This is a genomic window from Salinilacustrithrix flava (assembly GCF_041228405.1).
Classification (GTDB): Bacteria; Actinomycetota; Acidimicrobiia; order Acidimicrobiales; family Salinilacustritrichaceae; genus Salinilacustrithrix; species Salinilacustrithrix flava.
On record NZ_CP133888.1, the window covers coordinates 3941709 to 3960327 of the forward strand.

General features: G+C 72.6%; 19 protein-coding genes. 6 read left to right on the forward strand and 13 right to left on the reverse strand.

Translation table 11 applies throughout. The features are described 5' to 3' along the window. Positions 1 to 79 precede the first annotated feature (79 nt). Together RGQ06_RS19305 and RGQ06_RS19310 are read left to right on the forward strand one after the other, a co-directional pair. On the forward strand, positions 80 to 1507 hold the full coding sequence (locus tag RGQ06_RS19305; protein ID WP_432428014.1) for a fused MFS/spermidine synthase: 1428 nt from the start codon (positions 80 to 82) through the stop codon (positions 1505 to 1507). A gap of 41 nt (positions 1508 to 1548) precedes the next feature. Then, a complete protein-coding gene (locus RGQ06_RS19310) occupies positions 1549 to 3252 on the forward strand; it encodes a potassium channel family protein (RefSeq protein ID WP_432428015.1) in 1704 nt (567 codons plus the stop codon). Between the two features lie 211 nt (positions 3253 to 3463). Here RGQ06_RS19310 and RGQ06_RS19315 read toward each other — a convergent pair whose 3' ends face one another. Then, positions 3464 to 3892 carry a PaaI family thioesterase gene (locus RGQ06_RS19315; RefSeq protein ID WP_432428016.1) on the reverse strand — a complete coding sequence of 143 codons (429 nt, stop codon included), beginning with the start codon at positions 3890 to 3892 and terminating at the stop codon, positions 3464 to 3466. 77 nt (positions 3893 to 3969) lie between these two features. Here RGQ06_RS19315 and RGQ06_RS19320 point away from each other — a divergent pair, with 77 nt between their 5' ends. The 3 genes from RGQ06_RS19320 to RGQ06_RS19330 are packed head-to-tail and all read left to right on the forward strand — an operon-like array spanning position 3970 to position 5328. Next, positions 3970 to 4647: a metalloregulator ArsR/SmtB family transcription factor gene (locus RGQ06_RS19320; RefSeq protein WP_432428017.1), complete on the forward strand. Its 678-nt coding sequence runs from the start codon at positions 3970 to 3972 to the stop codon at positions 4645 to 4647. Further along, positions 4644 to 5141 (forward strand): hypothetical protein, encoded by a 498-nt coding sequence (locus RGQ06_RS19325; RefSeq protein WP_432428018.1) that lies wholly within the window; start codon positions 4644 to 4646, stop codon positions 5139 to 5141. Before RGQ06_RS19320 ends, RGQ06_RS19325 begins: the two co-directional genes overlap by 4 nt. Positions 5142 to 5157: 16 nt before the next feature. Continuing rightward, positions 5158 to 5328 (forward strand): hypothetical protein, encoded by a 171-nt coding sequence (locus tag RGQ06_RS19330; protein ID WP_432428019.1) that lies wholly within the window; start codon positions 5158 to 5160, stop codon positions 5326 to 5328. 12 nt (positions 5329 to 5340) lie between these two features. Here RGQ06_RS19330 and RGQ06_RS19335 read toward each other — a convergent pair whose 3' ends face one another. The 7 genes from RGQ06_RS19335 to RGQ06_RS19365 form a co-directional block, all read right to left on the reverse strand. After that, positions 5341 to 6192 carry a cytochrome c biogenesis CcdA family protein gene (locus tag RGQ06_RS19335; protein ID WP_432428020.1) on the reverse strand — a complete coding sequence of 284 codons (852 nt, stop codon included), beginning with the start codon at positions 6190 to 6192 and terminating at the stop codon, positions 5341 to 5343. Between the two features lie 7 nt (positions 6193 to 6199). Then, positions 6200 to 6922: a DsbA family protein gene (locus tag RGQ06_RS19340; protein ID WP_432428021.1), complete on the reverse strand. Its 723-nt coding sequence runs from the start codon at positions 6920 to 6922 to the stop codon at positions 6200 to 6202. An 84-nt stretch (positions 6923 to 7006) separates the two neighbouring features. After that, the gene (locus RGQ06_RS19345) at positions 7007 to 8071 is read right to left on the reverse strand and encodes an acyl-CoA desaturase (RefSeq protein WP_432428022.1); all 1065 of its coding nucleotides are present in this window, start codon (positions 8069 to 8071) and stop codon (positions 7007 to 7009) included. A 46-nt stretch (positions 8072 to 8117) separates the two neighbouring features. Next, positions 8118 to 8366 carry a hypothetical protein gene (locus RGQ06_RS19350; protein ID WP_432428023.1) on the reverse strand — a complete coding sequence of 83 codons (249 nt, stop codon included), beginning with the start codon at positions 8364 to 8366 and terminating at the stop codon, positions 8118 to 8120. A gap of 38 nt (positions 8367 to 8404) precedes the next feature. Beyond that, complete coding sequence (locus RGQ06_RS19355; RefSeq protein WP_432428024.1) at positions 8405 to 9988, reverse strand: molybdopterin-dependent oxidoreductase; 1584 nt, start codon at positions 9986 to 9988, stop codon at positions 8405 to 8407. Beyond that, the gene (locus RGQ06_RS19360) at positions 9985 to 11214 is read right to left on the reverse strand and encodes a sensor histidine kinase (RefSeq protein WP_432428025.1); all 1230 of its coding nucleotides are present in this window, start codon (positions 11212 to 11214) and stop codon (positions 9985 to 9987) included. Before RGQ06_RS19360 ends, RGQ06_RS19355 begins: the two co-directional genes overlap by 4 nt. Next, entirely contained in the window at positions 11211 to 11936 is a 726-nt protein-coding gene (locus RGQ06_RS19365; RefSeq protein ID WP_432428026.1) for a response regulator, read from the reverse strand. The genes RGQ06_RS19360 and RGQ06_RS19365 overlap by 4 nt, the downstream gene beginning before the upstream one ends. 143 nt (positions 11937 to 12079) lie before the next feature. Here RGQ06_RS19365 and RGQ06_RS19370 point away from each other — a divergent pair, with 143 nt between their 5' ends. Continuing rightward, a complete protein-coding gene (locus RGQ06_RS19370; protein WP_432428027.1) occupies positions 12080 to 14233 on the forward strand; it encodes an acyl-CoA dehydrogenase in 2154 nt (717 codons plus the stop codon). Positions 14234 to 14299: 66 nt separating this feature from the next. Here RGQ06_RS19370 and RGQ06_RS19375 read toward each other — a convergent pair whose 3' ends face one another. From RGQ06_RS19375 to RGQ06_RS19395, 5 genes are all read right to left on the reverse strand, one after another. After that, positions 14300 to 14974: a hypothetical protein gene (locus RGQ06_RS19375; RefSeq protein ID WP_432428028.1), complete on the reverse strand. Its 675-nt coding sequence runs from the start codon at positions 14972 to 14974 to the stop codon at positions 14300 to 14302. Beyond that, complete coding sequence (locus RGQ06_RS19380) at positions 14971 to 15486, reverse strand: hypothetical protein (protein WP_432428029.1); 516 nt, start codon at positions 15484 to 15486, stop codon at positions 14971 to 14973. The genes RGQ06_RS19375 and RGQ06_RS19380 overlap by 4 nt, the downstream gene beginning before the upstream one ends. A gap of 190 nt (positions 15487 to 15676) precedes the next feature. Next, positions 15677 to 15856, reverse strand: coding sequence for a CsbD family protein (locus RGQ06_RS19385; RefSeq protein WP_432428030.1), 180 nt, complete (start codon positions 15854 to 15856; stop codon positions 15677 to 15679). A 179-nt stretch (positions 15857 to 16035) separates the two neighbouring features. Beyond that, positions 16036 to 17232: a glycoside hydrolase family 43 protein gene (locus tag RGQ06_RS19390; protein WP_432428031.1), complete on the reverse strand. Its 1197-nt coding sequence runs from the start codon at positions 17230 to 17232 to the stop codon at positions 16036 to 16038. 85 nt (positions 17233 to 17317) lie between these two features. Next, positions 17318 to 18607 carry a DUF2254 family protein gene (locus RGQ06_RS19395; RefSeq protein WP_432428032.1) on the reverse strand — a complete coding sequence of 430 codons (1290 nt, stop codon included), beginning with the start codon at positions 18605 to 18607 and terminating at the stop codon, positions 17318 to 17320. Positions 18608 to 18619 lie beyond the last annotated feature (12 nt).

Sequence of the window (18619 nt, forward strand, 5' to 3'; positions counted from 1 at the left end):
TCGCGTTCGTCGACGGATGCTCCGCATCCGTCCGCACGGTGATCGGCCGACGGCGGTGCGGCGCGGCCAAGATGGCCGGATGGGTCGCCGCCTCGCCATCGCCGTCGTCTTCGCCACGTCGGCCGCGATCCTCATCGTCGAGATCACCGCCGGGCGGCTGCTGGCCCCCTACGTCGGCGTGTCGCTCGAGACCTTCACCGCGATCATCGGCGTGATCCTCGCCGGCATCGCGACCGGCGCCGGCGTCGGTGGCTGGCTCGCTGACCGCCACGACCCTCGCCGGCTCCTCGGACCGTCCCTGTTCGTGGGCGGTGCGCTGGTCTGGGTGGCGGTGCCGATCGTGCGGGCGATCGGCCCCGAGGTCGACGGGAACCCCCTCGACATCGTCGTGCTCGCCACGATGGCCTTCTTCCTGCCGGCCGCCGTGCTCAGCGCGAGCACGCCGATCGTGGCCAAGCTCCGGCTCTCGACCCTGGAGGAGACCGGGTCGGTGTTCGGCGGGCTCTCGGCGGCGGGCACCTTCGGCGGCCTCGCCGGCACGTTCCTGACCGGGTTCGTGCTGGTCGCCCTGCTCGGCACCCGGACGATCATGTTCGTCGTCGGCCTGCTGCTGGTGGTCGGCGGCCTGCTCCTCGAGTGGACGCTGCGACGCGGCCTGCCCGCGGCGTCCACCGCGGTGGTGTTCGTCATCAGCGGGCTCGCCGTGTACGGGTTCCCGCCCGAGTGCGACGTCGAGACCCGCTACGCGTGCGCCTCCGTCGTCGTCGACGAGGACGACCCGTCCATCCGCAGCTTGTACCTCGACACCCTCCACCACGCCCGGGTCGACCTCGACGACCCCACCAACCTCGAGCTGCGCTACATCCGCCTCTTCGCCGACGTCGCTGCCGCCCTCCCGCCCGGTCCGGTCGACGCCCTCCACATCGGCGGAGGCGGCTTCACGATCCCGACCCACCTCGCAGCGGTGCGGCCCGGGACGAGCTCCCACGTCATCGAGATCGACCCCGGCGTCGTGGACATCGCCGAGGAGCACCTCGGCCTCGAGACCGGACCGGACCTCACCGTCGAGGTGCGCGATGCGCGCATGGCCGTCCCCGAGCTCGGCGACGACGTCTACGACCTCGTCGTCGGGGACGCGTTCAGCGGCCTGTCCGTGCCCTGGCACCTCACGACCGTGGAGCTCGCCGAGGAGGTGGACCGGGTCCTGCGCGACGGCGGCATCTACGTGCTCAACGTCATCGACGGCGGCGACAGCGCGTTCGCCCGGGCCGAGCTCGCGACGCTCCGCCAGGTCTTCGACCACGTCCAGGTGATCCTCCCCGGCGGTGAGCCGCCGGACGCGTCCCGCAACCAGGTGATCGTCGCATCGGATCGGCCGATCCCGGACCTCGACATCGACCCCGACGACGGCGTGCTGCGCGACGAGGCGTTCGTGGCCGACTACGTCGACGGCGCCGAGGTCCTCACCGACGACCACGCCCCCGTCGACCAGCTCCTGTCGGGCTGACAGGATCGGTCGATGCCGCAGCGCCCGGAGCACCGCCCGTTGTGAAGTCCATCGGGTTCATCCTCAGCTACCTGGCCACCAGCCAGGCCCGCCGCAGCGCAAAGATCCTCGGCTGGATGCTGGCGCTCCTCGCCGTGATCGTGGCGGTGTACAGCGCGCTGTTCCACGAGATCATGGAGCACGAGGGTCAGCGCTACAGCTGGATCACCGCCATCTACTGGACCCTGGTCACGATGTCGACGCTCGGCTTCGGCGACATCACCTTCGAGTCGGACCTGGGCCGCACGTTCTCGGTCGTGGTGCTGCTGTCCGGGTCGGTGTTCATCCTGGTGCTGCTGCCGTTCACCTTCATCCAGTTCGTGTTCCTGCCGTGGATGGAGTCGACCCAGCGGGCCCGAGCGCCGCGGCGGGTGGACGACGACGTGCGCGACCACGTCATCCTCACCAGCACCGGGCCGATCGAAGCCGCGCTGCGGACCAGGCTCGACCGAGCCGGGATCCCGCACGTCACCCTCGTCGCCGACCTGGACGAGGCGCTGAAGCACCACGACGAGGGGCTGACCGTGATGGTCGGCGAGCTCGACGACCCCGCGACGTACGAGGCCGCCGGCGTCGACCGCGCGTCGCTGGTGGCGACGACCCAGGCCGACACGACGAACACCAACGTGGCCTTCACGGTGCGGGAGAGGTCAGAGTCGATCCGCATCGTGGCGACGGCCAACGCCGAGGCGTCGGTCGACATCCTGGAGCTGGCCGGGTGCGACGAGGTCCTGCGCCTCGGTGAGATGCTCGGGACCGCGCTCGCCCGGCGCGTGCTGGCCCCCGACGGTCGCAGCCAGGTGGTCGGGCGCTTCGACGAGCTGCTGATCGCCGAGGCAGCCGCCCCGGCCGCGCTCGTGGGCAAGCCGCTGCTCGGCTCGGGCATCCGGGACGAGACGGGGATCACGGTCGGCGGCGTGTGGGACCGCGGCGAGCTGCTGATCGCACGACCCTCGACCGTGCTCACCGAGACGAGCATCCTCGTGCTGGCCGGGTCCGCGGAGCAGCTCGCGCGCTACGACGACCGCTTCACCAGCGACGACCAGGCCGACCGGTCCCAGGACCCGCCGGTCGTCATCATCGGCGGCGGCCGGGTCGGGCGAGCCGTCGCCCAACACCTCCGGAACCTGGGCATCCCGAACCGCATCGTGGAGAAGCAGCCCGATCGGATCCGGGACGGCGCCGACTACGTGGAGGGCGACGCCGCCGACATCGCCGTGCTCAAGCGGGCTGGCATCGACGATGCGCCGTCGGTCGTGGTCACCACCCACGACGACGACGTCAACGTGTACCTCACCAACTACTGCCGGCGCCTGCGGGCCGACGCGCAGATCATCGCCAGGGCCCGACTCGACCGCAACGTCTCGACGCTGCACCGGGCCGGCGCCGACTTCGTGCTCTCCTACGCCTCCACCGGCGCCAACGCCATCTGGAACATGCTCAGCGCCGACAACACCCTCCAGCTGGCCGAGGGCCTCGACGTGTTCCGGGTCCCCGTCCCCCGGAAGCTGGCCGGCAAGCCGCTCACCCAGGCCCACATCCGGGAGGAGACCGGCTGCACCGTCGTCGCCCGCGTCTCGGACGGCCAGTTCGAGCCGAACCCCGATCCCACCGTGCCCCTGCCGGCCGAGGGCGAGCTCGTGCTCGTCGGCGACAGCGAGTCCGAGCACCGCTTCCTCAGCCGGTACCGGACCTCCCCGCTCTGACGACGGGCTACCGGGGAAGGACGGCCGGAGCCGAGCCGTCAGGCGAGGCGACCCAGGATCACGGGCCCCGTGGCGGCGGAGCCGCCACGTCCGGCAGCACGGGGATGAACTACCGCGGAAGGACGTACGGAGCCGAGCCGTCAGGCGAGGCGACCCAGGATCACGGGCCCTGTGGCGGCGGAGCCGCCACGTCCGTCAGCACGGGGATGAACTACCGCGGAAGGACGTACGTCCCCTGTGCGACGGAGCTGGGCTTGTCCTCCCGGTCGTCGCACCAGACCTTCACGCTGCCCACGATGCTGCGGCTGCCTGCCGACTCGAGGGTGGCGCGGGCCCACAGCACCGAGCCCTGCGCCGGGCGCAGGAACCGGATCGACAGCTCGGAGGTGAGGGCCATCGGCTCGATGCGCCCGATCGCACCGAAGGTCAGGTACCAGAGGGCGGCGTCGGCGAGGCCGAACTGCGTGGGCCCGGACACGAACCCGCCCGGGCGGATCGCGCCGGCGTCCACCTGCCGGTGGGCCACGGCGTGCGTGGGGCCGAGCTCGGTGCAGGAGTTCCCGGTGCCGGGGAACTCGGCCTCCAGCATCGCGTCGAGGCCCGCGAGGCTCAGCTCGTAGCGGGGTGGTTCTTCGGCCATCCGGCGAACCTACGTGGCAGACGCCGGCGGCGAACCCACCTTCCGCTAGCGTCTTCCAAGGAACTTTGGAGGATGCCATGGACGACGCCCAGCAACGCAGCGAGCTGTTCGACCGCCTGGCGGTGGTCGGCAAGGCCTTCGCCAGCGCGAACCGGCTCAAGATCATCGACCTGCTCGGGCAGGGCGAGCGGTCGGTCGATTCGATCGCCCGCGAGGTCGGCCTCGGCGTCACCACCGCCTCGGCGCACCTGCAGATCCTGAAGCTGGCCAACGTCGTGGCCACCCGCACCGAGGGGACCCGGGTCTTCTACCGCCTGGCCGGCGACGACGTCGCCACCCTCTACGCATCGCTCGGCGCCGTCGCCCGGACCCACTCGGCCGACGTCGAGCGAGCGCTCGCCACCTACTTCGGCACCGGCGCGCTGGACGACGTCGAGCTCATCACCCGCAAGGAGCTCCGTCGCCGCATGAAGGCAGGCGACGTGGTGGTGGTCGACGTCCGCCCGCCCGAGGAGTTCGAAGCCGGGCACATCCCCGGCGCCCGGTCCGTCCCCTTCGGCGACCTGCTCGAGCACCTCGCCGAGGTCGATGACGACGTCGAGATCGTCGCCTACTGCCGGGGAGCCCACTGCGTGCTCGCCCACGACGCCGTCCGCCTGCTCGCCGCCGAGGGGCGCAGCGCCGTCCGCCTCGAGGACGGCATGCTCGAGTGGCGGGCCGCCGGGCTCCCCGTGGCCGCTGGAGCGGGGCGATGAGCGCCGCCGACCGCTGGCGCAGCATGCGGTCCTGGCCCGCCCGGCGCTGGTCGGTCGCTGCCGTCGCGACCACTGCCTACGTCCTCGCCGTGGGCATCCCCACCGATCTGGTGCCGAACCCCGTCTTCGGTCGGGAGATCCCGCCCACGTGGTGGTCCTGGCCCTCGCTGGCGGTCAGCGCCGTGCTGGCGGGCCTGCTCGCCGCCACCTACGTCGACACCGGCACAGCCGCGGCGGAGACCGTCGACCCCGATGCCCGGCGCGGCATGGTCGGCGGGGTGCTCACCTTCTTCGCGGTCGGCTGCCCGGTCTGCAACAAGCTCGTGCTCATCGCCCTGGGAAGCGCCGGCGCCATCACCTGGTTCGAACCCGTGCAACCCCTGCTGCAGCTGGCGGCGATGGGCCTGCTGCTGTGGGCGCTGGACACCCGTCTGGGCAACCAGCTGGCCTGCCCGGTCCCCGCCATCGCCGGCGTCGGCCGGTCCGACACCTGACCCCCCTGGAGCCGTCATGACGACACCCACCGAGACCGACCCCACCTCCGACGCGGAGCGCCGCGAGGGCGTGGAGGGCACGACCGACGAGCCGAGCGTGGTCGAGACGATCGCGACGACGGCCACCGGCGTGGCCCTCGGCGGCGCCGTCCTCTGGTTCCTCGCCCCGATCTGCTTCGTCTGCTGAGCGGGCCGGCCCTCAGCGATCGACGTGCTCGGGCGCGCCGTCACGCGCCCGACGCCAGGCCACGCCCACGGCGACCACGGCGATCACCGCCGGCACCGACCAGTCCGGGACGACCGCCAGCCGATCGCTGATCCAGGCCTGGGCATCGAACTCGAGGTCGGTGGTGTCGCCGAGCACCCCCGTCAGCCCGACCATGCCCTCGGAGCTGAGGAACAGCGCTCCGATGGCGACGAAGAGCGCCCCGGACAGCAGCGACGTGGTGTGGGTGCGCACCGGACCGAGGCGCAGCGGCCGCCCTCGGAGCCACTGGCGACGCCCGAGGTCGAAGCGGTCCCACAGGGCCGCCAGCACGAACAGCGGAGCGGCCATGCCGAGGGCGTAGACGGCGAGCAGCATGCCGCCGCGGACCGGAGCCTCCTCGGTGGCGGCCACGGTCAGGATCGCACCGAGGACCGGACCGGAGCAGAAGCCGGCCAGTCCGTAGACGGCGCCGAGCGCGATCGTGGGCAGCGCGCCGGCGCGCGCGTCGATGCCGGCGGTCCGCGCCTGGAGGCGGCCGGCGAAGGGCAGGGTGAAGCCCTTGCCGAGCGCCTGGAAGACCCCGAGGGCGATGATCGCCCAGCCGGCCACGGCGATCATGGTCTGCCGGTTCCCGTAGACGAGGGACGAGGCCGCGCTCGACCCCATGCCGAGGGGCACGAGCACGGCGGCCAGGCCGAGCGCGAACAGGGCGGTCCGAGCGAGCAGCGCCGTGCGCGTGCCGAACGCGTAGGCGAAGAACGACGGGACGAGCAGCGCGCTGCACGGCGAGAGCAGGGCGAGCGTGCCCGCGGCGAAGGCCGCGAGGAGCGTGACCTCCGACATCGGCGGCTCAGCGGGCCGCGTTCGCGGCCTGCTCGATGGCCTCCACGAACACCTCGACCGGCTGGGCGCCCATGATCACCTGGCCGTTCACGAAGAACGCCGGGGTCCCCGTGACCCCGAAGCCGACGGCCTCGTCCACGTCGGCGCGGACCGCCTCGACCAGGTCGGCGTCCGCCAGGTCGGCACGGAACCGCTCGGCATCCAGACCCAGCCCGCTCGCCACGTCGACCAGGTGCTCCGCCGTCAGGCGGCCGCTGTTGGGCGGTGCTTGATCGGCGAACAGCGCATCGGCCAGCTCCCAGAACCCACCCTGCTCGGCCGCGGCGCGCCCGGCGACCGCAGCCTGCAGCGACTCCGGCCCGAGGTAGGGCAGGTCGCGCCACTCGATCCGCAAGGTGCCGTCGTCGACGAAGCGCTCCACCAGCTCGGGTTCGGTGTCCCGCGCGAACTTGCCGCAGAACGGGCACTGGAACTCCGAGTACATGACCATCACGACCGGGGCGTCGTCGTCCCCCTTCGCCATCGGCCCCGTCCCACGGTGCTCCGGTCCGGCGGCGGGTTCGTCGCCGGCCCGGGGCGCGTCAGCGGCAGCACCGTCGGCCGCCTCGTCGGGTGCCCCACCGGCACCCACCGCCATCACGATGGCCACGATCGCGGCGGCGACAGCCACCACGATGGGGAGCGCGACGCGGGTCCGGTCCCGGCGCGTGCGAGCGGTTCGAGCAGCCATCACCAATCCTCCAACGATCTTTGGAAGATGCTAGCGGGCGAGGCAGTCTCGGCCGAACCACGTGCCGGACGTGGACCAGCCGGTTCAGGCGCCGAGCGGCCGACCGGTCCGAGCGGCTCGGCGGACGGCGGCCAGCTCCGCCATCGCCTCGCGCTGCGCCCGACGGTGCGCGTCGAGGTCGTGGCGCACGGCCTCGATGCGGTCCTCGAGGGCCTGTCGGCGCTCGGCGAGGGCGTCGCCGGCCTGGTCGCCCATGGCCGCCAGCCGGGCTGCGGCCTGCTGCCAGCCGGTCCGGAACATGCCGACGTCGAAGTGCCCGGCCTCGATCAGGTTCGACTGCACGATCCGCTCGGAGGGGCGCTTCAGGTCCCGGACGATGCCGACCCGTTCGAGCAGCCACAGCGCGTAGAAGCTCGGATCCCACTCCCACCAGCGGAAGCCCTGGCGGGCGCTCGCCTGGTAGTGGTGGTGGTTGTTGTGCCACCCCTCGCCGAGGGTCAGCACGGCGATGACGGCGGAGTTCCGGCTGGTGTCCGACGTGACGTAGCGACGCCGTCCGACGACGTGGGCCATGGAGTTCACGAGGAACGTGCCGTGCCAGACGGCGATCGTGGAGGCACCGAAGCCGATCACGAGCCCGGCCCAGCCGGCGATCAGGAAGCTGGCGACGGCCAGCGAGACCGGGCCGACCCAGTCGTTGCGGTTCAGCCACCGCAGCTCGGGGTACTTGGCGAAGTCCCGGATGCGCGCCTCGTCGGTGTCGGAGTACTTGTCGCACAGGATCCAGCCCACGTGGCTCCACCAGAAGCCGCGGGTCGGCGAGTGCACGTCTCGCTCGGTGTCGGACCACCGGTGGTGGTCCCGGTGGTGGGCGGCCCACCACAACGGGCCCTTCTGCAGGGCGGTCGTGCCGCCGAAGGCCATCACCGCTTGCGCCCACCGGGGGAGCCGGTAGGCCCGGTGGGCGAAGTAGCGGTGGTAGCCGGCGGTGATGAAGAACATCCGCACGACGTAGGAGACGACCGCGAGCACCACCGCTCCGGCCGGCACGCCGGTCCAGATCGCGGCGAGCGGGATGAGGTGGAAGGCGAGGAACGGCAGCGACGTGCGCACGTTCAACCGCTCGTCCGGGGGGAGAGCTCGGTTCACCGGGTAAAGCCTACCGACCGGTCGGTAGGCCCACCCACCCGACGGCTCAGCCCTCGTCCTCCATCTCCCCCTCCATCATCTCGTCGTCCTCGGACATGTCGTCCTCGGACATGTCGTCCTCCGACATCTCGTCCTCCGACATCTCGTCCTCGGTCATGTCCTCGGTCATGTCGTCGACCTCCTGGGTCGGGTCGGTGTCGACGGTGTCGTCGTCGTCGCCGCAGGCCCCGGCGGTGAGGCCGATGCCCACGGCCAGGCCGAGGAGCAGGCGCGTCGAACGGGAGAGGCGGTGCATGGCTGGTTCCTTCCGGTTGGGGTGGGTGTCCGCGCCCGTCAGCCCCGCACCGTCACCTGGACGGTGTGGAGCCCGGTCGCGCCGTCCGGCGCAGGGTCGCTGCGCTCGGCGGTCTGGGTGCTGCCCGTGGCGTCGGTGGCCCGGCAGCGGATGGTGTGCGCACCCGGGGTCGCGTCCCACTGGTGGACCCACTGGGCCCAGGTGCTGTCGTTGGCGGTGCCGCGGAGCTCGGCGGGCTGCCACGGACCGTCATCGATGCTGACCTCGACGGCCGCGATGCCGATGTGCGGCGCCCACGCCACCCCGGCGACCGGCACCACGCCGGCGTCCACGGTGCGGCGAGGGACATCGATGCGGGACTGGGTCTTGACCGGACCGAGCTTCGACCATCCACGGGGGATCCAGTAGGCGTCGAAGTCCTCGAAGCGGGTGAGCTCGATCTCGGTCAGCCACTTGGTCGCCGACACGTAGCCGTAGAGGCCGGCGACGATCAGGCGCGCGGGGTAGCCGTGGTCGGCGGGCAGCGGCTCGCCGTTCATGCCCACCGCGACCATGGCCACGCGACCATCGGTGGCCACGTCCGTCGGGAACCCGACCGTGAAGCCGTCGGTGGACCGGCCGACGACCTGGGTGCCCTCTGCCCGCACGCCGGCCCGATCGAGCAGGTCGGCGAGCGGTACGCCGAGCCAGACGGCGTTGCCGACCAGCCCCCCACCGACCTCGTTCGAGACGCACGCGATCGTGACTGGCTCCTCGACCACGTCCATCTCCAAGAGCTCGTCGAAGGTGAGCTCGAAGGGTTCCTCGACCAGTCCCCCGACACGAAGTCGCCACGACTCGGCGTCCACCCTCGGCGTCACGAGCGCGGTGTCGATCCGGTAGAAGTCCTCCGTCGGCGTGACGTAGGGGCTGACACCGGGGATCTCGAGCACCTCCGCCTGCAGCGGCGTGCTCCGGACCGGTTGCGGCAGCACGAGCGCGTCCCGCTGGGCATCGACGATGGACCGACCCCGCAGTGACCGCGCGCCCACGGCCGTGAGGGCGGCCGCTGCGCCCGCGGCGGCGCTCACCCCGAGGAACGTCCGGCGATCGGGCGTGCGAACGCGCGGATCCTCCACGTCGCCGGCCCGGTGCAACGTCGTCGCGAGGTCGGGTCCCCGACCGATCTGGTGCATGAGCAGCCCCAGGACGCCGATGCCCGCGACCCCGCCCGTGAGGGCAGATGCCACAGCCACACCGCCGCCCGCGCTGGAGTCGGTCACCACGGCGATCAGGCCGACGACGGCGAAGGCCCCGAGCCCGACGGCAGCCAGCGCGAACGAGCGCAAGGCCAGCACGCCGAGGGCCGCACCGAGCAGGAGGCTGATGACGACGATGCCGACGACCAGGGCGACCTTGTCGTTCTGACCGAAGAGCTGGATCGCGATGTCCTTGAGCGACGCTGCGAACCGGTCGACGAAGACGTTGCCGACCGCGGTGACCGGCCCCTCGGCCTCACCGGCGATCGCGCTCGGCAGCTGACCCGCGGCGAGCGCGGCACCCGCCGCGACGATGCCCGCGACGGCCCCGCGCCAGCGACGCTCCCGTCTGCTGCGGCTCGGGTCGCTGGGGGGCAGGGTCATTGCGGGGCCTCGGCAGGCAGGCGGACGGTGAACTCGCAGCCGGGGGCCCGGTTGCGCACGGAGATGCCGCCGGCGCGGGCTTCGACCAGCCCGCGGGCGATGGCCAGGCCGAGGCCCCCACCGCCGGTGTCCCGAGACCGCGAGTCGTCCCCGCGGAAGGCCACGTCGAAGACGCGATCCAGCTCCGATGCCGGGATCCCGCCGCACTCGTCCCAGACCACGACCTCGAGGCCGGCGCCGTCGGCCCGGGCGGTCGCCCGCACGGATCCACCCATGGGCGTGTGCCGGATGGCGTTGTCGACGACGTTGTCGATGGCCCGCCGCACATCGGCGGCCACGACCAGCTCGGGGCCGAGATCGTCGACGTCGGCGTGGAGCGTGACGCCGTGCGCATCGGCTCGGACGGCCGCCGCCTCGATGACATCAGCGACGAGCTCGTGCAGGGGCACGAAGGGGACGTCGGCAGCCGGGGCACCGGCCTCGATGCGGGAAAGCTCGAACAGGTCGTCGACCAGCCGGGCGAGGCGCTGGACCTCCTGAACGATGGCCCGGTGGTACGACGCCACGTCCTCGGGTCCGGTCACCACCCCGTCCTCGAGCGCCTCGGCCATGGCCCGCACCGCGCCGATGGGGCTGCGCAGGTCGTGGGACACCCACGCGACCAGCTCGCGCCGCGACGACTCCAGCCGACTGGCTCGCTGGCGTGCGTCCACGAGCTGGTGGTGCGTCGCCGCCAGCACCTCGGACAACCGTTGCAGCTCCGACGTGGCCAGTCCGGTCGGCGGTGCGGGGACCTCGTCCCCGGCCAGTGCGTCGATGCGATCCCCGACCGCCTCGACGCTGTCGCCGATGCGCCGCCCGAGGACCCAGGCCGCGCTCACCCCCACGGACCCCGAAAGCACCAGCACCACGCTCAGGACGCCGAGATCGTGTGCAGACAGGAACATCGCCTGCGCCGCAACCCCGACGCCGGCAGCGGTGGCGACGACACCGACCAGCGCGACGACCACGAGCTGCACGCGCAGATCCCGACGCCGCACACGGGCGAGCAGCACGGCGGTGCCGCCCGCCGCGGCGGTCGCCGCACCGCCGGCGAGGAGGACGAGCGTGGCCGTGTCGCGCGCGCTGACGCCGGCGAGCACTGCGGCCAGGAGGGCGGCGGCGACCCCGGCGACCACGATGGCCAGCCAGACGCGGTTGCCCCCGTTCGTGCTGGTGGCGCTCATGGTTCGAACCGATAGCCGACGCCGCGGACGGTGACCAGGTGCTGGGGCGCGCGCGGATCCGCCTCGACCTTGTCGCGGAGGCGCTGGACGTGCACGGTGACCGTGGCGGTGTCACCGATGTCGTGGCCCCAGACGTCGCGGAGGAGCTCGCGCCTCGTGAAGGCCTGTCGAGGATGGGCCATGAGATAGCCGAGGAGGTCGAGCTCGCGGGCCGTGAGCGGCAGCGGCGCCCCGGCTCGGCGCGCCTCGTGGGCGACCATGTCCAGCTCGACGTCTCCGGCCCGCAGGACCGAATCACCCTGGACCTCGATCGCCGCGGTCGCTCGCCGCAGGACGGCTCGCACCCGGGCCGTGAGCTCCCGCGGGGAGAACGGCTTGGCGACGTAGTCGTCAGCACCCAGCTCGAGCCCGGTCACCCGGTCCTCCTCCGAGCCTCGGGCTGTCAGCATGACCACTGGGATCGGGGCGACCTGGCGCATCCGGCGGAACAGCTCGATGCCGTGCAAGCGGGGCAGCATCAGGTCGAGCACGACCAGATCCGGCAGCGACTCGAGGGCACGGCGCAGCCCCGTCTCGCCGTCGTGGACGACCTCCACGGCGAAGCCTTCGCGCTCCAGGTACCGGGCGACCACGTCAGCGAGGTTCCGATCGTCCTCGACGACCAGCACGCGAGCGGAGGCCGAACCGGAGCCCGGAGCGACGTCGATGGCGTGCGGATCCATGGGTGGAACGTACGCTCGGCGAGCCTCCACGTCCCGGGCACCCTCGGGTTGTTTCGCCGATCGTTATCTCCGAGCCGTGGACCCGCGACGGGAGACGAACCGGCGACGGGGCACTGGCAACCTGCGTTGCCTAGTCTCCTGCCATGTCGATCGCGATCACTGATGACCACCGCGCCCTGTCCGACACGGCGTCCGACCTCCTGACCAAGCGAGACGCCCGCGGCGCCGCCCGAGCCCTGCTCGAGTCCGACGACGAAGCCCTCCCCGATCTGTGGAAGGACCTGGTCAGCCTCGGCTGGCTGGGCCTCCACGTGCCCGAGGCCCACGGCGGCTCCGGCTACACCCTCGAAGAGCTCGTCATCGTGGTCGAGCAGCTCGGCCGGGTCGTCGCCCCGGGCCCCTTCGTCCCCACGGTCATCGCCAGCGCGCTCGTCGCCGCCGCCGGCGACGACGAGCTGCAGGCGGCCCGGCTCCCCGGGCTCGCCGACGGCTCCGCCATCGGCGCGATCGGCCTCACCGGCTCGGTCACCGTGTCGGGCGGCACCGCGTCGGGCCAGGCCAGCCCCGTGCTGGGCGGCGGCCTCGCCGCCGTGTTCGTGGTGCGGGCCGGCGACGACGTCGCCATCATCGACGCCGGCGAGGGCGTCACGGTCGACACCCCCGCCAACCTCGACCCCACCCGGCGCTCGTCGCGCGTCACCTTCGACGGCGCCGCCGCCACCGTGATCCCCGGCGCGGCCCGCCTGTTCGTGGACCTGGCCCGCGTGATCCTGTCGGCCGAGGCCGCCGGCGTGGCCCAGGAGACCACCGACATGGCGGCCGCCTACGCCAAGGAGCGCGAGCAGTTCGGCCGCCCGATCGCCATGTACCAGGCGGTCAAGCACCACTGCGCCAACATGGCCGTGGCCCGCGAGCTCACCACCAGCGCCGTCTGGGACGCCGCCCGCGCCGCCGCCACCGGCGGCGATCAGCTCAGCTACGCCGCGGCCGTGGCCGCCACGCTGGCCGGGCCCGCCGCCGACCTGTGCGCCAACCTCAACACCCAGGTGCACGGCGGCATCGCCATCACCTGGGAGCACGACGCGCACCTGTACATGCGTCGGGCCACCACCCTGCTGACGCTGCTCGAGCCCAAGCAGGCCGCCGCCGACCTGGTCGACCTCACCCGCTCGGGCGTCACCCGGGCCAAGGCCGTCGAGCTGCCGCCCGAGGCCGAGGCCATCCGCGACGAGGTGCGGACCTTCGCCGAGTCCATCAAGGACCTGTCGAAGGAGGAGCAGCGGGCGAAGCTGATCGAGACCGGCTACGTCATGCCCCAGTGGCCCAAGCCCTACGGCCGCGCCGCCGGCGCCATCGAGCAGCTCGTCATCGAGGAGGAGTTCGCCAAGGCCGGCATCCAGCGCCCCGCCTACGGCATCACCGCCTGGAACATCCTCACCATCATCCAGCACGGCAACCAGGACCAGCTCGACCGCTGGGTCCTCCCTGCGCTGAACCAGGACGTCGTCTGGTGCCAGCTGTTCTCCGAGCCCGACGCCGGCTCCGACGCCGCGGGCGTCAAGACCAAGGCCACCCGGGTCGACGGCGGCTGGCTGGTCAACGGCCAGAAGGTCTGGACCTCCGGCGCCCACTACTCCGGCATGGGCTTCGCCACCGTGCGCACCAACCCCGACGTGCCCAAGCACGACGGCATCACGATGATGGCCATCGACATGCACGCCGAGGGCGTCGAGGTCCGACCGCTGAAGATGACCAACGGCGGCTCGGAGTTCAACGAGGTGTTCTTCAACGACGTCTTCGTCCCCGACGACGACGTGGTCGGCCCCGTCGACGGCGGCTGGACCGTCGCCCGCTCCACCCTCGGCAACGAGAGCGTGAGCATCGGCGGCGGTGGCGGCGGCATGTCGATGCCGGGCGCTGCGCTCGTCCCGCCCTACGACGCCAACCCGGACCGCCTCACCGGCGGCGCCGCTCGCGTCGGGCGCTACATCGCCCAGCACCAGGCCATGGGCCTGCTGAACCTGCGGGCCGCCAACCGTGCCGTCGCCGGCAGCGAGCCCGGCCCCGAGGGGGCCATGACCAAGCTGGTGCTCTCCGAGGTCGGCCACGAGGCCGCCGCCATCCTCACCGAGCTCAACGGCCCCGACGCCGCCTTCATGGACGGTGCCGGCGGCATGAGCAACCAGCTCGTGCTGATGCACCGCGGCATGTCGATCGCCGGCGGCACGTCCGAGATCAAGCGCAACCAGATCGGCGAGCGCATCCTCGGCCTGCCCCGCGACCCGCTGTTGAAGTAGCAGCACCCCCGACGAGCGACGAGGGCCTCCCCATCGGGAGGCCCTCGTTCGCGTTCGGGGGTCAGGTCAGCGAGCCGACTTGCGTGCTGACTTGACGACCTCGGCCGCCTTCTTGGTGGTGGCTGCGGCCTTGGTGGCCTGGAGCGCCTCGCGCTGCTCGGCGAGCGCCTCCTTCTCGGCCTCGAGCTCGCGCTGCTTGGCCTCGCGGGCCTCGGCGTCGATGCGCTCCTGCTCGCGCGTCGCGGCGTCGGCGGCGGCCTTCTCCTTGGCGGCCGCCTGCTTCTTCACGCGCTGCTTGGCCTGCTGCTCCTCGGTGCGAGCCTGCGCCTTGCGCTTCTCGGCTCGCTTGGCGGCCGCCCGCTCCTTGCGCTGGGCCTCGGAGCGCTTGTCGGCCAGCTCCTCCTCGGCCTCGGCCCGCTTGGCCTCCGCAGCGGCCTCCGCCTCCGCGGCCGCTTCGAGCTGGCTCACCTTGGCCTTCTTCACCGTGGCCGTGTGCAGCAGGATCTCGTCGTTGAAGACGACGCCGGCGACATGGGCGACCGAGGAGGCGATCCGGTCGTAGGCGACGGCGGGTGGCCAGGTCGAGACGGCCTGGCCGGCCGACTCCTTGGCGAACACGGACTCGGCGAGCCCGACCGGCGTGCGCCACAGCCGCAACGTGGTGAGCACGGCCCCTCGGGGCAGGGCCTTGAGCTGGGAGATCATGTTCTGGTCCTCGTCTCGGGTGGTGGTGCGGGTCACGACTGCTCCTCGGCGTCGAGGGCGCTCAGGCGGGCGGCGTTGGCCTTGGCCGCGTCGGCCTCCGCCTCGAGGCGGGCGACGTCCTCCTCGGCCTCGGCGCGCTCGCCGAGTGCCTCGACCTGCTCACGCGAGGCCTGGCTGCGCTCGGCGGCCTCCTGCCGGGTGATCGCCTGCTCGCGCTGGTCGGCCTGGGCCTCGACCTGGGCTTCGGCGCGGGCTTCGGCCCGCTCGGCCTCGTCCCGGCGGCGCTGCTCCTCGACCTCGGCTTCGACGCGCTCGGCCTCGATCTCGTTCTCGGCGAGGCGGGCCTCGAGCTCGGCCTCGGTCTCGGCGCGCTCGGCCTCGGCGATCTGCTCGCGGGCGTCGTCTGCGCGGTCGATGCTGGCTTCTTCGAGGGCGCCCTCGGCGGCGAGGTCACCGCGGTCGAACAGGTCGCCGGCCACCTGCTTGGCCTTGGCCTTCAGTCGATCGAAGGTGCTGCCTTCGGGGAGATCGCTCGTGGTGTCGGACATGGGTTGCCTGCTCCTGGGTGGTCGGGGGTGCGGTGACCCGCAGGAACTGTCGTTACCCGTTCGCAACATTCCCCGTCACCCAGCCGCCGGGACATGCGTCACAGCCGGTGACCCATCCGAGCCCGGACGCGCCACGGCCCCAGGGCGAGCCCGGGGCCGTGTTGTGCGCAGATGTCGGTCGAGGCCGTCGTCAGTCCTTGCGGAACACGTCCTTGACCTTGTCTGCGGCCTTGTCCGCAGCGTCCTTGACGCCGCCGACGGCTTTGTCGATCTTGCCTTCGTTCTCGAGGTCTTCGTCGCCGGTGAGGTTGCCGGCCGCTTCCTTGAAGCGGCCCTTGGCCTCGTCGGGGTTGCGGGGTGCGTCAGCCATGGTGGGGGTCCTTTGCATCGGGGAGATGACGGTGCGATCCCTTCCCGATGTCGGTGCCGACGAGACATCGGCGTGCGTGCTTGCTTCGACGCCACATGGCCGTCTGCTGGTTCCCCGGATCGCGGACGACGCGGAGCCCCTCCAGGATTGCACGCCCCACCCACCGGACAGGCGGATGGTCAGCGATCCGGCGCCGGGTCGGCGAGGTAGGGCCCGAGGTCATCGAAGCCGACCGTGGCCAGGGCCACGGGGCGGTCGGTCTCGATGCGGTGCTGCTGGGCGACCGGGCTGTAGACCAACCGCCAGCGGCCGTCGCGGTCGAGGAACAAGGACCCCTCCCCCGGCCCCTCGCCCTGGGCGTTGGACGACAGCCACGGCCCGTCGAAGGGCTTCGTGCACGGTCCCGCCGGCGTGTCGCAGGCCGCCACCCCGATGCCGTACGCCGGCTGGTTGAACCAGTTGCCCGAGTAGAAGAGCCACAGGCGACCGTCCGCCTCGATCAGGTGGGGCGCTTCGACGATGCGACCCTCCCACGGCTGGGTCACCTCGAGGATGGCGGCTGGCTCCCCGACCAGGGCCGTGCCCGTGACGTCGAGGCGCTGGGCGTGGATGGTGGAGGTCGAGGTGCCCTCGACGTCGCGGTTGTCGTCGGACTTCCAGTGCAGCCACCACGTGCCTTCCCGGTCTCGGAACGTGCGCGGGTCGATGCTGCCGCCGCGGTCCAGCTGGCACACGATCGGCTCGGGCTGTGGGTGGTACGGACCCTCCGGCGAGGTGCCCACGGCCGCCCCGATGCACTGCGTCGGGGGATCCAGGTCCGCGACCCGTGCCGTGTAGAAGAGGACCCACCCGTCGTCGATCCTGGCCACGTCCGGGGCCCACGTCGCCTCCGGCACCGCCCAGGCGCCGACGGTCGGCAGCGCATCACGCACGAAGTGCCAGGTCTGCAGGTCGGCGGATTCGAGCACGGGCACGTTCTGCTTGGCCCCGACCGCGTCCCGGGCCTCGGTGGTGAACATCAGGTACCGATCCCCCTCCACCAGGACGAAGGGGTTGGGCAGCGACGGCGACGGCTCGGTCAGCGCCAGCAGCGTCGCCGGTCGATCCGGGTCCGGTGCCGGCGGCAGGTCGAGGCGCACGAGCGGTGCCGCGTCGGGTGCGTTGGCGACCGGGACGGAGCCGGGTGGGCCCGTGCTGTCCGGCGCGGCCGGCGCAGGGCCGACGTCTGTCGGACAGCGCACCCCCGCGGCGGTCGTGCCACCCCGGCACGGCTCAGGCGCTGCGTCGCTCGCCCGCACCGCCCCGATGGCCAGGACGGAGAGCACCGCGACCCCCACGACGACGGCAGCGGCTCCGATGAGTGCTCGGGTGGACATCGGTGTGCGTGGCCTCGAGGACGTCACCCCCGACGGGTCGCCGGGCGGGTGCCGTGAGGCTACCGACGCGGCACGATGCTCCCGCTCAGGCCGTGACGTACTCCTCGTCCCGCTCGGCCGTGCGGTCGGCGTGGCGACCACCGCGCCGCGCCGCGACGACCCGCTCCAGGTCGTTCGGCAGCGGATCGGCCCGACGGCACTGCTCCACGATCAGGTCGGCCTGGTCGTCGAGCACGTCGACCAGCTCGTCACGCCCGGCACGGCAGGCGGCCCGCCGCACATCCACCAGCACGCGGACCAGCTCCAACGCCATGGCCGGCTCGGCCGCGGTGACCTGGCGGATGCGATCGGTCGCCACGTTGGCGAGCGTCGCGGCGTCGGGGTCCGGCGACCACTCGAGCACGCGCCCGTCGTCGGTGCGGCGCGCCGTCCGGCCCAGCCGGTGCTGCACGAGCTCGTGCAGGATCGCGCCCAGGTACCAGATCGTCTCGTAGACGACCGACGGTGCCCCCGAGCTCCCCGAGCCGGCGTGCACCGCGATGTCGGTGAACTGCGTGAGCTGACCGACGAGCGCCTGGTCCGCCGACCGTTCGATGTCCACGACGAAGTGCGGCTCGAGCCTTCCCCCGACCTCCTCGCCGATGTCCGGGCCGCGCACGGTCGCCACCGTCGTCCAGCCCTCGACGAGGAAGGCACCCAGCCCGACCTGGAGCGACACGGTCGTTCCCTCGGGCACCGCTCCCAGCAGCGCGTCCTCGTCGACCGCGTGCAGCCACCCGGTCGCCGGCGCCACGACCGACGCGGTGGACGACCCGGAGGCCGGCGACGCATCGACGTCCTGTTCGGCCGCGCTGCGGCCGGCTGCCCGGATGCTGTCGATCACGCCGTGGGCCACCTCGGAGACGAGCACGCTCGGCCGGGTCGAGCGCACGGCGTGCTCGATCGCCACGAGCAGCGCGGCGATGGCTGCGACCCCGAGCGTTGCCCCGAGCGCAGTCGTGATCGTCGGCGCCGACCCGTCCTCCGATGACGGAACGGCAGCCGCGGCCACCGCGGTGTAGGCGAGCGCCCCGAGCGTCACCGTGATGACCCGGCGCTGGAAGCGCCCGTGGAGCCGGCCGGCGACGATGGTGGGCGGGACCGCCGATGCGGCCAGCTGAGCGGCCAGCGGCAGCATCCAGAAGGCGAAGGCCCCGGCGGTGACCAGCGCGGAGAACGTGGCGGCGAGCAGCGACAGGGCGTTGGTCGTCGGGATCTGCATGGGCAGCTCGACGGCGCTGTCGGCGACGAGCGCCACCGCGGCGACGGCGACGCCGAGCGCGACGCCGGCCAGCACCTGGAGGCGGTCACGGTGCCGTCGCACGAAGTGGTCCATGTTCCGCCAGTA